General features: G+C 65.6%; 13 protein-coding genes. 5 read left to right on the top strand and 8 right to left on the bottom strand.

Going from position 1 to position 15,578, the window contains the following annotated elements; all coding sequences use genetic code 11:
• Positions 1-10: 10 nt before the first annotated feature.
• The gene (locus ACFSGX_RS02210; protein ID WP_380927127.1) at positions 11-298 is read right to left on the bottom strand and encodes a hypothetical protein; all 288 of its coding nucleotides are present in this window, start codon (positions 296-298) and stop codon (positions 11-13) included.
• A 445-nt stretch (positions 299-743) separates the two neighbouring features.
• Between ACFSGX_RS02210 and ACFSGX_RS02205 the strand changes: the two genes are divergently transcribed.
• Positions 744-1,829, top strand: a complete 1,086-nt coding sequence (locus tag ACFSGX_RS02205; RefSeq protein WP_380927126.1) for a glycosyltransferase family 4 protein — start codon at positions 744-746, stop codon at positions 1,827-1,829.
• Here ACFSGX_RS02205 and ACFSGX_RS02200 read toward each other — a convergent pair.
• Positions 1,807-2,808, bottom strand: a complete 1,002-nt coding sequence (locus ACFSGX_RS02200; protein ID WP_380927124.1) for a glycosyltransferase family 2 protein — start codon at positions 2,806-2,808, stop codon at positions 1,807-1,809. The genes ACFSGX_RS02205 and ACFSGX_RS02200 overlap by 23 nt on opposite strands.
• The gene (locus ACFSGX_RS02195; RefSeq protein ID WP_380927122.1) at positions 2,805-4,094 is read right to left on the bottom strand and encodes a polysaccharide biosynthesis protein; all 1,290 of its coding nucleotides are present in this window, start codon (positions 4,092-4,094) and stop codon (positions 2,805-2,807) included. The genes ACFSGX_RS02200 and ACFSGX_RS02195 overlap by 4 nt, the downstream gene beginning before the upstream one ends.
• Positions 4,095-4,179: 85 nt before the next feature.
• Here ACFSGX_RS02195 and ACFSGX_RS02190 point away from each other — a divergent pair, with 85 nt between their 5' ends.
• The 4 genes from ACFSGX_RS02190 (at position 4,180) to ACFSGX_RS02175 (ending at position 9,632) form a co-directional block, all read left to right on the top strand.
• Positions 4,180-4,929, top strand: coding sequence for a polysaccharide biosynthesis/export family protein (locus ACFSGX_RS02190; protein WP_380927121.1), 750 nt, complete (start codon positions 4,180-4,182; stop codon positions 4,927-4,929).
• A gap of 79 nt (positions 4,930-5,008) precedes the next feature.
• Entirely contained in the window at positions 5,009-6,457 is a 1,449-nt protein-coding gene (locus ACFSGX_RS02185) for an outer membrane beta-barrel protein (RefSeq protein ID WP_380927120.1), read from the top strand.
• Between the two features lie 225 nt (positions 6,458-6,682).
• Entirely contained in the window at positions 6,683-8,644 is a 1,962-nt protein-coding gene (locus ACFSGX_RS02180; RefSeq protein WP_380927118.1) for a GumC family protein, read from the top strand.
• Between the two features lie 211 nt (positions 8,645-8,855).
• Positions 8,856-9,632 (top strand): WecB/TagA/CpsF family glycosyltransferase, encoded by a 777-nt coding sequence (locus ACFSGX_RS02175; protein WP_380927117.1) that lies wholly within the window; start codon positions 8,856-8,858, stop codon positions 9,630-9,632.
• A gap of 11 nt (positions 9,633-9,643) precedes the next feature.
• Here the strand turns inward: ACFSGX_RS02175 and ACFSGX_RS02170 are convergent, their stop codons facing one another.
• The 5 genes from ACFSGX_RS02170 to ACFSGX_RS02150 form a co-directional block, all read right to left on the bottom strand.
• A complete protein-coding gene (locus ACFSGX_RS02170; protein ID WP_380927116.1) occupies positions 9,644-10,546 on the bottom strand; it encodes a glucosamine inositolphosphorylceramide transferase family protein in 903 nt (300 codons plus the stop codon).
• 69 nt (positions 10,547-10,615) lie between these two features.
• Positions 10,616-11,920, bottom strand: coding sequence for a UDP-glucose dehydrogenase family protein (locus tag ACFSGX_RS02165; RefSeq protein WP_380927115.1), 1,305 nt, complete (start codon positions 11,918-11,920; stop codon positions 10,616-10,618).
• Between the two features lie 105 nt (positions 11,921-12,025).
• Entirely contained in the window at positions 12,026-12,985 is a 960-nt protein-coding gene (gene fcl, locus ACFSGX_RS02160) for a GDP-L-fucose synthase (protein ID WP_380927113.1), read from the bottom strand.
• 2 nt (positions 12,986-12,987) lie between these two features.
• The gene (gene gmd, locus ACFSGX_RS02155) at positions 12,988-14,055 is read right to left on the bottom strand and encodes a GDP-mannose 4,6-dehydratase (RefSeq protein ID WP_380927112.1); all 1,068 of its coding nucleotides are present in this window, start codon (positions 14,053-14,055) and stop codon (positions 12,988-12,990) included.
• Between the two features lie 276 nt (positions 14,056-14,331).
• Complete coding sequence (locus ACFSGX_RS02150) at positions 14,332-15,540, bottom strand: LL-diaminopimelate aminotransferase (protein ID WP_380927110.1); 1,209 nt, start codon at positions 15,538-15,540, stop codon at positions 14,332-14,334.
• Positions 15,541-15,578: the final 38 nt, after the last annotated feature.

Raw genomic sequence — 15,578 nt, 5'->3', positions numbered from 1 at the left:
AACCTAGGTTTCAGGGGAATTTCGCCGTGACGTTCAGGAAGCTCATGCTCAGCGCTGCGGCGGCGTCCCTCGTCGTCTCCACCACCGCAATCGCCGCGGCACAGCCCGCGCCCGCCCGCGCCGTGACGGAACGACCCTTCGCATCCCGCGTATCCGAAGTCCGCAAGGACTCGCTCGCCAGCAGCGGCCTCACCCGCCGCGCGGGCACCGTCGTGCAGGACGAGAACGGCCTGTTCGGTTCGAACTCCTGGTTGTTCGTCCTGCTCGGCGTCTCCGCATTCGCGCTCCTCGCGATCATCGTCGCATCCGCCGACGGCGACAACGATTCCGATACGCCGACGCCGACGCCGACGCCTACACCCACTCCGACTCCGACGCCGACACCTACTCCGACACCAACACCTACTCCGACACCAACACCTACTCCGACACCAACACCTACTCCGACACCAACACCTACTCCGACACCAACGCCTACTCCGACGCCAACTCCCACTCCGACGCCGACCCCTACTCCGACGCCAACGCCAACCCCTACTCCGACGCCAACTCCCACGCCGACCCCAATCAGCCCGGCCTGACCCGGAGCCATTTCGGGCATCGATTGCCGGCGATCCGGGCGGGGCGTCGCCGTTGCAACCGGGACATGGTCCGCGCTAAGAACCCGCTGAGCGGGGAAGCGCGGACCGGCGACCAGCCATGTCGGGCGCCTCGACCGTTCGCGGCCGCGATGGAGGCAAGTCTTGATCGCGCCCCCGGACGGCCCCTTTCACCTCTGCATCGTCGGCGGCACGCCCACATCGCGCGGCGGGGTCGAAATCTTTACCGAACGGGCGGATGCGGCGGTCGCGCTCTGCCGTCCCGACTGGCGGCTGACCACCCTCCCCGCGCAAACCGCGTTCCTCCGCCCCGCCCGGTTTCCCGGCTTCCTGCGCGCGCTCGCCACGTTCGTCCGCGCCGCGCGCCGCGACCGGGTCGATCTGCTCTGGCTCCAGGCGTGTAACCTTCCCGACCTCACCTATCTGCTGCTCGCCCGGCTGCTCCGCGTGCGCGTCCTCGTCACCCCGCACCTCGGCGCGAACAGCCAGCTGCAACGCACCGCCCCACTCCGCCACATCCTCCGCCATCTGCTCGCCCGGGCGGACCGGCTGGCCCTGCTGTTCGACGGGCAGGACCGCGAGATCGCGCTCCCCCCGCACGTCCCGCGCTCGGTGATCCGCACCCTGCTGCCGCGCGGTGCGCTGCGCCCCGCCGCCCCCATGCCCGACCGCGGCCCGGCGATCCGGCTTATCCACGCGGCACGGCTGTCGGAGGGCAAGGGCAGCTTCCGCTTCGTCGCGCTCTGCGCCGAACTGAAGCGCCGCGGCCTGCCCTTCATCGCGCAACTCGTCGGCACCGCGGACGAGCCGACCACCGCACGCCTCCGCGCAGACATCGCCGCCGCCGATCTCGGCCCCGCCTTCACCTGGGCCGGCTGGATGGCGGAGGCCCCGCTGCTCGAACAGCTCCGTGCCGCCGACGTCCTCGTCCACCTGTCCGTCCTCGACAGCTATCCGCTGATCGTCCTCGAAGCGATGGCATCCGGTGCGCTCCCGCTCGTCACCGACATGGCCGGCATGGCGGCGATGGTTGCGCATGGCGACGGTCATGTCGTCCCCGATGACAATGCCGTCACCGCCGCCGCGGACTGGCTCTGGGCGCAGGATCCGGTCGCGCTCCGCCGCCGCGGCGTCGCGCTCGGCCACCGCGTCCGCACCGATTACGACTGGCCGGCCTGCGTCGCCACGCTCGCCGACGCGATCGCGCTCATGCCCGCTCGGCGGGGCTGAACTCCACCGCCGGCAACGCCCGCGTCGGCGGCACGCGCGACCGGCACAGCCCGCGGATCAGCCCCACTGCGATCACGTTCCACTGGCACAGCGAATACAGCCCCAGCGCGATCCCGCCGCGCCGCACCGACAGATAGCCGAGCGGCACCAGCACCAGCACCGGCAGCGCGATCGGGGCAGCCACCCCGGCCGCGATCAGCGCCGCCCACCACAGCAGGATCACCAGCCCGTGGCGCAGATGCCCCAGCCGGCGCAGCACCAGCGGCAGGTGCGGCCGGCCCAGCGCCCCGCGCAGCACCTCGCCCGCCCCGCTGGCATAGCCCGACACCAACCGGCGGAGCAGCAACCGGTACCCGCTCCCCCTATGCCCGTGATGATCGACCGCCGGCATGTTGAGCCGGACCAGCGTCCCGCCCCGCAACGCCAGCCGCACCGCCAGGTCCAGCTCCTCGAACGCATGCAGGTTGCGATCCGCGAAGTAACCGACGCGGCGGATCGCCGACACCCGGTACACACCGCCGCCGTCGAGCCGGTCGACCGGCCCGGCGCGACGATGCGCCTCGCCCTCCGCCGCCTTCGCGCGGATCTGGAACTCCGCGGTTTCCAGGTTGCGCTCGATCACGCGGCCGCCCACCCCCGCCACGTCCGGATGCGCCGCCAGATACGCCACCGCCGCCGCGACGAAACCGGGCTGCAACGTCATGTCCCCGTCGATCAGGCAGAAATACTCGCCCTCCGCATATTGCCACGCCAGCTGCGCCCCCGCCCCGCACGACCGGTCGCCCGGGTCCGCCAGCTGCACCGTCCGCACGCCCTGCGCCGCGCATGCCCGGCCGATCGCCACCGTCGCATCGCTCGATCCGCTGTCGGCCAGCACGACGCGGCCACCGAACGGCGCCACCGCCGCGCACGCGCTGTCGATCGCCGCCGCGATATGCGCCGCCTCGTTCAGCGCCTTGATCCCGACCGTAATCGTCATGCGGCAGTCCCGCTCTCCGGCATCAGCGCACGGCGTCCCTCGCGCAGGACCAGGATCGTCACCACCGCTTCCCCTGCCAAGATCCCCAGGATCGACCATATCGGCGCCGCGACGATCAGCAACAGCGCAACCGACGCCAGCGAAACCGCCGACGACCACAGGCTGGCCATCGCCAGCGGCCGGAACCGGCCGATCGCCTGCAACAACGTCCCCTCCGGCACCGACAGGATGCGCAGCAACGCGGTCGCCAGCCACAATGTCGTCGCCACTGCCAGATGCGCCCGGTCGTAGCTGCCCGGATAGATCAGCCCGGGCGACACCACCAGGATCGCCGCATTCGCCGCCGCCACCGCTACCCACCCGGCGATCAGGATCGCGCGGAACAGCCGAGTCGCGCGCTGCGTCGCTGCCCGCTGCCCCGGCTGCAACGCCTGTGCCAGCCGCGGCCGTTCATATTCGACGATCGCGTTGGTCGCGACCGCGATCGGCCGGATCAGCAGCGCGCTGGCCGCCAGCGGCGCGAACGCGCCCGGCCCCAGGAACAGCGTGATCAGATAGGCGTGGACGTTCGCGGTCATCTCCGTCGTGGCGACGCCCAGTAAGGACCAGCGGCCATGCTCGCGCCACACCGTCGGATAGGCCGCCAGCCGGCGCGGATCGGCCAGCTGGCGGATCCGCCGCGGGTCGCCGTGCACGAACGGCAGCAGCCCCGCCCCCGCCGCCACCGCCAGCGCGGCGTAAGCGGTATCCGCCGCGGGCGCATGCTCGAACCAGATCACCCCGATCCCACCCAGCAGCCCGAGGCCATAGACGATGTCGGACGCCATCGCGCGCAGCGGCCGGTGAACCGCATAGGCCAGCGCTCGGCCGAAGAACCGCACGATCGCCAGCCCGCCGAACGCGCCGAACAGCAACGCCGTCCGCCACCCGTCGCCCAGCATCCACGCCAGCGCCGCGAACACCGGCATCGCCGCCACCGCCCCCAGCAGGCTCGCCGCCGTCAGCGACCGCAGCATCGCCTCGCGCGTATCATTCACCGGCCCCTCGGACGGCAGCGGCCCGCCCGCCAGCAACAACGGCAAAGGCGCGCAGAACAGCGCAGACCACAACGCCCAGCTCAACTGCGCGACGATCAGCAGGAACGAATAACGCCCGAACGTCGCGGGCTCCAGCGTGCGCAGCAGCCCGATGGATAGCAGGAACTGCGTCCCCGCCACGCCCACCGGCCCGACCAGCGCCATGCCGTACCGCATCAGGTCGCGCAGGACCGGCGTCCCGGGCAGCACGGCGGCTCGGACGTCCGGCCCGGCATCGGATGGTGACGGTGGTAGGATCGCCGCTCTCCGCTTGCCCGCTGCCCGCGACCGAACTGTGGCCACCCTGCGTGCCATAAGACAGCGCGTCGCGCACGTCGATAAAGCGGTCCGTGCGCCCGCCGCGCGCCAGCGCCCACCCGCCCCGATCGCGATTGCCACGGCCATGCCGCTATGCCATGCGCTTGACCGGACGATGCCGCGCGCCAGCGCGATCGAGGGGGTAAGCCAGATGCGCTTCGGAACAAGTATCTTGATCGGCGGTCTCGCTGTTATATCTGCTTGCGCCTCCGGTGGGAATGAAATCGTTTCGTCGGGCGCGCGATACGCCCCGCCAGACGCCTCGTTGGAGGATTACCGGCTCGGCATTGACGACCGGGTTCGCATGACGGTGTTCAGCCAGCCGGAGGTTTCGGGTGAGTTCGCGGTAGGCGCCGATGGCGCTCTGGCTCTGCCGTTGATCGGCCGCGTTCCAGCCTTGAGCAAGACTGTTTCGGAGGTGGCGGCGGAGGCGCAACGCTTATTTGGCGACGGCTATCTGCGCGATCCTCGCGTTAGCATGGAGGTCATTACCTTTCGTCCCTTCTTCATAATGGGCGAAGTGACGCAGCCCGGGCCTTACCCCTACACAGTAGGCCTAACCGCGCTTAACTCAATCGCGGTTGCTCGTGGATACACTCCCCGTTCCGACCGCGCTGTTGTTGGCATTCGCAGAAGCGGGGAGGCAGAGGAGAAGATATACAAAGTTACGCCGGAACTCCGCATCTACCCTGGCGATACAGTACGGGTGCAGGAACGGTTCTTCTGATGAAGGGCGTATTGAATATGGGCACTTTCAATCCCGACTTTCTAATATGCTATAGTAGTTCGGGACTTTCTGCTTGAGTATGAAGTGCGACCTGAACATACGGAGGCATGGGCGTGTACATGATATTTATGACGCACCCGACACCGTTTTGCACTTCTGGAAACCCGAGACAATATTCAGTTCTCTGATTATTGGCGGCCGCAGAGTGCCAAGATCGCGCGACTACTATGTGAAGGCCTTTTGCCGGGCAGCTTTTGTTGCAATACCGGCACTTTGGCCATCAATCTCCGTTGCGCAGGTCGGCGAGGAACTACTTACACGCCCAGCGGTACCAAGTGGTTTCGATCGTGGCCGCAATATTGCCGTGACTGAACGAGCACGGACCGATTATGACCCGCTTGGTATCGATGTTCGTTCGTTCCGCGTAATCTCAGCCTTGGAGCTGGGAATTGGTGGGACCAACAATACCTACAGCGAGGCAAATAACCCGCGCGCTGCTTTATTTAGCTATGCCTCACCTTCCGTTACCGCCGCGTCACTCTGGTCACGTCACTTCTTGCAGTTTCAAGCAGCTGGCCGCTTCGTCCGATACATTGATCAGAGTCCAAGAAACGAAAATACGTGGAACTTAGGATTAAGTAGTCGTATTGATCTTGGATCTTCTCTAAAGATAGAAGGTAGATTACTTCGAGCTCGTAGTGTCGAAGGATTTTTCTCTGGTGACGTTGAAGCGGATATAGCTGCTCTTTCGCGTATTGATACTTACTACGGTATTGTACGTGGAACTTACTCGCTTGGACGAACGCGCGTAATATTGTCAGCCGACCACTCCGATGATCGGTATGGATCTATTCGCTTCCAGGACGGAGCTGAAAGAGATCAATCCGGCCGCGACAGGGGCGTCAGCCGGCTAACTGCACAGTTAGATTACGCTCGCACGCCAAGCGTCTCATTGTTTGCACAGGCACGAATTGCTCGTAACGACTTCGTGCGACCCTTGGCTCCAGCCGCGCCAGAACGGGACTCCACTGGATATCGAGGCTTAATAGGCGTTAATTTCGACCTTGCTGGCCGTGCTCGTGGCTCGATTGGGGCCGGTTATATTATTCGCGACTTTGATTCGCCAATATATAATGGCGTCAAGGGCTTGTCGGTTGAAGCTCGCATCGAATTGTTCCCAGACGATCTTTCAACTTACACGATCGATGTTAGTAGGTCAATTGGAGACTCAAGTTTTGGAAACGGGGCGCCATATTTTGATAGCCGTTTTACTTTGCGCTTGGACCGTGAAATTCGTCGTAATCTCATAGGCAACGTCTCGGCAAGTTACTCAGTAATAGAATATCAGGATCTACCGAGCCTTGGTGCGGAGGGCTATCAATTTGCACTCGGGGCACGTTATCTTTCCACGCGACGAGTCCGCTTGGATTTTGCCGCGCGTTACTCAGATCGCTCGACTCGAAGTGGCACAGTGGGTTACAGGGTCGGAGAGTTACGGGGACAGTTCGGGATCGTGCTGCAGCGGTGAAAAAGTCGACCCGAGTTTGTGATTTGGCCGTTAGCAGGACGTAGAACAATGGAAATTGGACAGGACATTGAGGACCGAAATGCTCGGCTAGCGGACGTTATCGCTCTTGTTCGTGAAACAATCCGCCGGCGATGGGTTACCTTACTCGCGGTTTCGGCAGTTGTATTTATCCCCGCGACCATTTACATAATGCGATTAAGTCCGATTTTCCAGGCAACTGCTCGGATGCGCATTGATCCGTCCCGTAATCCACTTTCGAACGTCAATACGGGAACCGGAGCCGAACCCTCGTCCTCCACAATTGATACTGAAGCCTCGGCGATGAACTCCATCGCACTTGCTCGAGCTGTTGTGCGTAAACTAAAGCTCGTCGAGAGCCCGCTATTCAACTCGGCTTTGAGAAATAGTGATTCTGCCCTTCTTTCGACATCGGCGGAACGTGAGGCGAAGGTTGCTTCGACTGTACTCTCCAATCTGTCTGTATCACGTGAAAAACTCACCTACGTCTTAGATATCAAGTATCGGTCTCCTGACCCGGTGATTGCAGCGCAGGTTGCAAATGCAATTGCAGAAACATACATCGACTCACGCGTAGCCGACAAGGCCAGCACCGCCAGCCGTCAGGGCGAATGGTTCGACAAGCGGCTTGACGATCTGGGCCAACAAGTGATGGCTGCCGACGCTCGCGTTGCCCAATTTCGTGCTCAGGCAGGTATTGTTGGTAGTGATCCGCTGGGTGATGGTGGGACTATTGTTGATCAACAAATTGCGCCGCTAACCGGCACAGTTGCCTCCGCTGAATCCGACGCTGCTGCTGCAAGATCTAACTTAGCCGCCGCACGTGGCCAAGTTAGTCGCGGCGGCCTCGATGCCGTTTCGGAGGTTCTCGGCTCTGCTGTGATCGGCGATCTTAGACGGCAACGGGCAGAAGCTTTGCGGGATCAAGCTTCGGTGGGGATAAAGTTTGGTCCAAAACATCCTGAGACTATGCGTGTGCATGACCAAATCTCGTCGCTCGACAGCCAAATTCAGGCCGAATCGCGCCGGATCGTGAACTCGCTTCAAGCTACGTCCGCTGCCGCAGAAGCACGTGTCTCTAGCTTGCGCGGCTCTCTGAACGATCTCCAGAACAGACGCGAGCGCGACTCCCGCGCCGCGGCGCTGGCATCTAGCTATCAACGAGAGGCTGCTGCAAAGCGAGCGTTGTACGAACGGATGTCCCAACTTTCGCTAGGCAGCACCCAAGCAGCGCAGGTTTCGTTGTCGCAGGCGGCAATTATCGATCACGCAGACGTACCGACCGGCCCAGTTTCTCCGAACAGGCCGCTACTCTTGGCACTGGCCGGCATCGTTGCGCTGATCGCGGGCGCGGGCACGATCGGCGCCCTCGAGATAACCTCGGGTGGCATGCGCACAGCGGAGGAAGTTCGGGAACAGCTTGGCGTTCCAATCCTAGCAGCCATCCCGAACGAAAAGGTGCAAAACCCCGCCGATATCCTGATCGATCGGCCCACCTCCTTCTTTGCCGAATCGCTCCGCATCGCCCGCGCCAGCATACTCGGCGTCCGCGATCAGGCCCCGCCACACGTCATCGCCTTCACTTCGGCACTGCCGAGCGAGGGCAAGACGACGACCGCGCTCGCGTTCGCCCGCACGCTCGCCGCGGCCGATGCCAAGACGCTGCTGATCGAGTGCGACGTCCGCCGCGCCGCGATGCGCCATCTGGTCCGCACGCCCGCCACCAGCACCGGCCTGGTCGAAGTGCTGCAGGGCAAGGCGACGCTGACCGAGGGGATCGTCCCGTCCGACGTCCCGAACCTCGACCAGCTGCTCGTGTCGGTCCCGTTCTATAGCGCCGAGGATCTGTTCGGTGGGGAGGAGATGCGGCAGATCCTCGACGCCGTCCGCGCGCAATATACCCATATCGTGCTCGATCTTCCGCCAATCCTCGGGCTGGCCGACGGCCGGTTCATCTCGGTCTTGGCCGATGCCGTCGTGCTGATCGTGCGGTGGGGCGTCACGCCCGCCGCCGCGGCAAAGGCGGCCCATTCGCTGCTCCGCAACGATGGCGGCAACACCGTCGGGGTGATCTACACGATGGTTGATTCATCGGCGGAGGTCATGGGCGGGCTCTATTATTCGAAATATTACGCGAAGAATTATTCGAAATACTACAACGCCGAATGACCGCGCAGCGGGACAGCCGGCCGATCCGGGCCGCGTCCGTCCCATCGCATCCGATGAGCGCCATGACACAGGGTAGCATGATGGTATCGCAGGGAACGGCCGCTCGCCGGGCGGGTCACCGCCGGTCGGCCGCACTGCGCCCCGCCACCGCCGCCAGAACCGCCACCGCCGGTCATCGCGGCCGCGCGCCATCGGGCGTGTCCGGTCGGTGATGCTTCCGGACACGGAAACTGTCGGCACGATCGTCGTCGGGGGGGTCACCGCATCCCGCACGTCGCGCCGCGAACTCGCCGAACGGATGGTCGCCGACACCGCCCGCGCGCACCGCGGCGAACTGGCGGTACCGCGTATCGTCACCTCGCTCAACGGGCACATCCTCGCCAAATATCATGCCGACCCGGCGTTCCGCGCGATCTTCGACGAAGCGGATCTCGTCGATGTTGATGGCATGCCGCTCGTCTTCGCCACGCGCCTGCTCTGCCGCGAGCCGCTGCGCGAACGGGTCGCCACCACCGATTTCATCCATGATGCCTGTGCCGCCGCCGCGCCCGCCGGCGTCCGGTTCTTCTTCCTGGGCGCCAAGCCCGGCGTCGCCGAACGCGCCGCCGACGCGTTCCGCGCGCTCTACCCCGGCCTGATCATCGCCGGCACGCGCGACGGTTACTTTGCCGATGCGGAGGCACCCGCCATCGTCCGGCAGATCGTCGACGCCGGCACCGACATCCTCTGGCTCGGGCTGGGCGTTCCCAAGCAGGAACAGTTCGCGATCGAGTATCGCGAGCGCCTCGCGGGGCTCGCCTGGATCCGGACCTGCGGCGGCCTGTTCGACCATTATGGCGGCAACATTCCGCGCGCGCCGATGTGGCTGCAATCGGCCGGCCTCGAATGGCTCTACCGCGCGATGCGCGAACCGGCCCGGCTCGGCCTGCGCTACATGTACACCAACCCGGCGGCGCTCTACCACCTGCTCACCAAGACCCGCGACTGACCCCGCGACGTTCAGCGCCGCGCGCGCAACCGGTCCAGCTCGCGCAACGGTCGCATCGCCAGCCCGCCCAGCGACACCGACGTCCGCTTCACATCCACCAGCGTCGCCGGCCCCGCCGCGGACAACGTATGCAGCCCTTGCGTACACGGCGCCGCACTCCCCGGCGCGACGATCCGCGCGCCCGGCGCGATCGCGCACCGCTCCCGATCCAGCGTCGGAAACGCCAGCATCCGGATCGCGCCACCATAGGTCCGCGCGCAATCCTGCACCGGCAGCTGCACGACCCCGTCGACCACGATCGCGCTCCCGCCCGGTCGCGATCCGGCGATGTCCTGCCGCACGGGATTGGCGGGATGCGGCGTCCACGGCCCGGTGATGCACTCGGCATAGGCCACATGCAGGCTCGCCAGATGATCCTGCGGCCGGTCCGCCGACGCGTAGAACAACCACCACAGCCCGTCATGGAACAGCGGCGTCGCATCGATCGCGACATGGTCCAGCTGGATCACGCACTCCCGCACCCAACGGTCTGGAAACGCCTCTGCGCGGTACAATGTCAGCCCGCCCGACTGGTGCGCCTCGGGCAGCATCCACGTCGCGCCGTCCGCCTCGAACACGATCGGGTAGGACAAATGCCACGGCTCGGCCAGCACCGGCCGCTGGTCGATCAGCCGGTACTGCGCGTCATAGACCAGGACATCGATCGTCCCGACCGCCGTCCGATACGCGAACCGCTCCACGAAGACATAGAGCCGCCCGTCGCGCCAATACCCGAACGGATCGGCCAGATAGGCCAGCCCCGCCGGCATCGGCAGCCAGTGGAGCGGATACCCGTCAAGGCTCGCGCGCCCAACGATCTCGGCCATCGGTGCCGGCACGATCACGCACCGCCACAGGTCCTTTGCCAGTTGCATCGCGCGTCCTCCCCGTCAGGCCCCGCCCGCCTCGTCGGGCCCCCACCGGGCTAACGCGCGCGCCTTGCCTCAGCCGCGCCCGATACCCTGGTAGCGCAGGCCCGCCGCCTCCACGTCGCGGCGGTGATACACGTTGCGCAGGTCGACGAGCAGCGGCGTGTTCATCGCCGCCGCGATCCGTTCCAGGTCCAGCGCGCGGAACGCGTTCCACTCGGTCACGATCACCAGCGCGTCGGCACCCTCGGCCGCCGCATAGGCGTCCTCGGCGAACTCGACATCCTTCAGCATCCGGGACGCCTGCTCCTGCCCTTCCGGGTCGTACGCCCGCACGACCGCACCGGCATCCTGCAACGCCTGGATCAGCGACAGCGACGGCGCATCGCGCATGTCATCCGTGTCGGGCTTGAACGTCAGGCCCAGCACGCCGACGCGGCGGCCGCGCGGATCGCCGCCCATCGCACGCAACACCTTGCGGCCCATCGCGCGCTTGCGGCTGTCGTTCACCTGCACCACCGCCTCGACGATCCGGACCGGCACGTCATGGTCCTCCGCCGTCTTCAGCAGCGCCAGCGTATCCTTCGGGAAACACGACCCGCCATAACCGGGGCCCGCGTGCAGGAACTTCGATCCGATCCGGTTGTCCATCCCGATCCCGCGCGACACGTCCTTCACGTCCGCACCCACGACTTCGCACAGGTCGGCGATCTCGTTGATGAACGTGATCTTGGTCGCCAGGAACGCGTTGGCGGCATATTTGATCAGCTCCGCGGTCCGCCGCCCGGTGAACATCAGCGCCGACCGGTTGAGGTAGAGCGGGCGGTAGATCGCCTCCATCACCGCGATCGCATCGGGATCCTCGGTGCCGACCACCACGCGGTCCGGCCGCTTGAAGTCGGCGATTGCCGCGCCCTCGCGCAGGAATTCCGGGTTCGACACGACCCAAGCCTTGGCGTCGGGCGCAACCTCGGCGACGATTCGCTCTACTTCGTCGCCCGTGCCGACCGGCACGGTGGACTTGGTCACGATCACCGTCGGCTTGGTCAGCGCGGCCGCAATCTCGCGCGTCGCGGCGTGGACATAGCCCAGGTCCGCATGCCCGTCCCCGCGGCGCGACGGCGTGCCGACCGCGATGAACACGGCATCGGCATCCGCCACGCCCGCGCTCAGGTCGGTCGTGAACGACAGCCGCTTGGCCGCCACGTTCGTCGCCACCAGTTCCTTCAGGCCCGGTTCGAAGATCGGCATGATCCCGTCGTCCAGCGCCGCGATCTTGGCCGCGTCCTTGTCGACGCAGATCACGTCATGCCCGAAATCGGCGAAACACGCCCCCGATACCAGCCCGACATACCCCGTCCCGATCATCGTGATACGCATATGTGCTCCATCAGTTCGGTCCGGCAGAGTTGCGGCAAACCGGTTGGCCAGGAAGTGCCGCCGGGCGCGCGCCCCACCGCGGGGGCCCGGCCCGGCGCTTGGATATCAGACCGCGCGCTGCCCGTCGGGATCGGCGACGAACCCGGCATAGACGCCGGCGATCCCGTCGCGCAGGCCGATCCGCGGGGACCAGCCCATGGCGTGCAGCTTGCCGCTGTCCATCAGCTTGCGCATCGTCCCGTCGGGCTTGGTCGGATCGGTTTCGATCTTTCCGTCGAACCCGACGATGTCGCACACCAGCTCGGTCAGTTCGCGGATCGTCACGTCGTCGCCGTAGCCGATGTTGATATGACCATCGCCCGAATACTGCGTCATCAGGAACACGCAGGCATCGGCCAGGTCGTCGACGTGCAGGAATTCGCGGCGTGGCGTGCCGGTGCCCCAGATGCCCATCGCCTCGGCCCCCGCGGCCTTCGCGTCATGCGCCTTGCGGATCAGCGCGGGCAGGACATGGCTGTTCTTCAGGTCGAAATTGTCGCCCGGCCCGTACAGGTTGGTCGGCATCGCGCTGATGTAATCGCGGCCATGCTGCCGGCGATACGCCTGCGCCAGCTTGATGCCCGCGATCTTGGCGATCGCATACCATTCGTTGGTCGGCTCCAGCGGCCCGGTCAGCAGCGATTCCTCGACGATCGGCTGCGCCGCTTCCTTGGGGTAGATGCAGCTTGAACCCAGGAACAGCAGCTTGCCCACATCGGTGCGGTGCGCCGCCTCGATGATGTTCGCCTCGATCATCAGGTTTTCGTAAAGGAAATCGGCCGGATAGGTGTCGTTCGCCAGGATCCCGCCGACCTTCGCCGCCGCCAGGAACACCGCGTCCGGCCGCTCCGCATCGAACCAGCCGCGCACCGCGGCCTGATCGCGCAGGTCGACCGTCCGGCGGTCGGTGGTCAGGACCTCGCAATCCTCCTGCGCGAGCCGCCGCACGATGGCGGACCCGACCATGCCGCGATGGCCCGCGACGTACACGCGCTTGCCCGCCAGCGCATAGACCGGGTCCGCCATGATCAGGCCCCCTTGCCGATCGGCGCGCTCTGCATGACCTTCAGATCGGCCTGCACCATCTCCCGCGCCAGTTCGCGCGAGCTGGTCGTGTGCTTCCAGCCCAGCTTGGTGTGTGCCTTGGTCGGGTCGCCGATCAGCAGCTCGACTTCGGTCGGGCGGAAATAACGCGGATCGATCTCGATCAGGCAGCGACCGGTTTCGGTGCAATAGCCCTTCTCGTCGACGCCCTCGCCCTTCCACTCCAGCTTGATGCCGACATCCTCAAACGCCCATTCGACGAACGACCGCACCATCACCGTCTCGCCGGTCGCCAGCACATAATCGTCCGGCTCGTCCTGCTGCAGCATCATCCACATGCCGCGCACATATTCCTTCGCATGGCCCCAGTCGCGCTTGGCGTCCAGGTTGCCCAGGTACAGCTTGTCCTGACGCCCCAGGCTGATCGCCGCGGCGGCGCGGGTGATCTTGCGCGTCACGAACGTCTCGCCGCGCAGCGGGCTTTCATGGTTGAACAGGATACCGTTCGACGCATGCATGCCATACGCCTCGCGGTAATTCACCACGATCCAGTAGGCATAGAGCTTCGCCGCGCCATAAGGCGACCGCGGGTAGAACGGCGTCGTCTCGCTCTGCGGCACTTCCTGCACCAGACCGTACAGTTCGGACGTCGATGCCTGGTAGAACCGCGTCGTCTTCTCGCGGCCCAGGATGCGGATCGCCTCCAGCAGGCGCAGCACGCCGATGCCGTCCGCGTTCGCGGTATATTCCGGCGTCTCGAAGCTCACCTGCACGTGGCTCTGCGCGGCCAGGTTGTAGATTTCGTCCGGCTGCGTTTCCTGCACCAGCCGGATCAGGTTGGTGGAGTCGGTCATGTCGCCATAATGCAGCGAGAAGCGCGGATCGGCCGTGTGCGGATCCTCGTAGATGTCCTCGATCCGGCCCGTGTTGAACGACGAGGACCGCCGCTTCAGGCCGTGAACGCGGTAACCCTTTTCGAGCAGGAGCTGCGCCAGATAGGCACCGTCCTGGCCGGTGATGCCGGTAATCAATGCTGTCTTGCCCACGGTCATCGCTCGCTCCACCCTACAAAATCAGGAAGCGCCGCCGCATCTGGGGCATGAGACCAAAGTCGACCCCACCCCGTCACGACGTGCTCCCCCAAGCACAGCGACCCGTTACCAGCAGCCCGGCGGCAGGACAAGTTGCACCGCACCATTTCGGACGCTTCGAACCACGCTTTCCCGTACGTTCCGGGCGGTTCGTCCCCACCGGCCGGTCACGATGGGTCCAAGATGCGCCCGCCCGGCGCGCCAAGCCGATGATATGGCACGCACTTTCCCGCGGGTTCAGCTCACCGTCGCGCCCACCGCGTTCACGCCCATCGATTGCAGGTAGCGTTTGATCTGCCGTGCCGCCTGCCGGATGCGCTGTTCGTTCTCGACCATCGCGATCCGGACAAACCCCTCGCCCTCCTCGCCGTACCCAACGCCCGGCGCCACTGCGACACCCGCATGGGTCAGCAACTGCTTGGAAAATTCCAGGCTGCCGAGATGCGCCAGCGCGGGCGGCAGCGGGGCCCAGGCGAACATGCTCGCCCGCGGCGACGGGATCGTCCAGCCGGCGCGGCCGAAGCTCTCGACCATCACGTCGCGCCGGCGTTTATAGAGCTGGCGATTCTGCTCGACGATATCCTGCGGCCCGTTGATCGCCGCCACCGCCGCCGCCTGGATCGGCGTGAACGCGCCATAATCGAGGTAGCTCTTCACCCGCGTCAGCGCCGCGATCAGCACCGGATTGCCCACCGCAAACCCGATCCGCCACCCGGCCATGCTGTACGTCTTGCTCAGCGACGTGAACTCCACCGCCACGTCCTTGCCGCCCGGCACCTGCAGGATCGACGGCGTCGGCTGGTCGTCATAGTACAGCTCGGAATAGGCCAGGTCGGACAGCACCCAGATCTTGTGCTCCTTCGCGAACGCCACGACCCGCTCGTAGAACTTCAGGTCCACGACCTCGGCGGTCGGGTTGGACGGATAGCCGATCACCATCACGCTGGGCTTGGGCACCGTGAACTTCACCGCACGCTCCAGCGACTCGAAGAACCGCTCGTCGGGCGTCGTCGGGATCGACCGGATCGTGGCCCCCGCGATGATGAACCCGAACGTGTGGATCGGATAGGACGGGTTGGGCGCCAGCACCACGTCGCCCGGCGCGGTGATCGCCTGCGCCAGGTTCGCCAGCCCCTCCTTCGACCCGAGCGTCACCACCACTTCGGTCTCGGGATCGACATCGACCCCGAACCGACGCTTGTAGTAACCGGCCTGCGCCTTCCGCAGCCCGGGGATCCCTTTCGATGCGGAGTAACCGTGCGACCCCGGATTGGCCGCGACCTCGGCCAGCTTGGCGATCACGTGCGGTGGCGGTGGCAGGTCGGGATTGCCCATGCCCAGGTCGATGACGTCCTCACCGCGCGCGCGCGCCGCTGCCCGCATCGCGTTGACTTCGCTGATGACATAGGGCGGCAGCCGGCGGATGCGGTAGAAGTCGTCGTTCATCGGGTCCAGTCCTCGGGATATGGGCCTTGGGTTTGGCC

This window comes from Sphingomonas arantia (assembly GCF_042682045.1).
In the GTDB taxonomy this organism is placed as follows: Bacteria; Pseudomonadota; Alphaproteobacteria; order Sphingomonadales; family Sphingomonadaceae; genus Sphingomonas_R; species Sphingomonas_R arantia.
The sequence above is the reverse complement of the archived record's forward strand: the minus strand, read 5'-3'. Positions and strand labels throughout refer to the sequence as shown.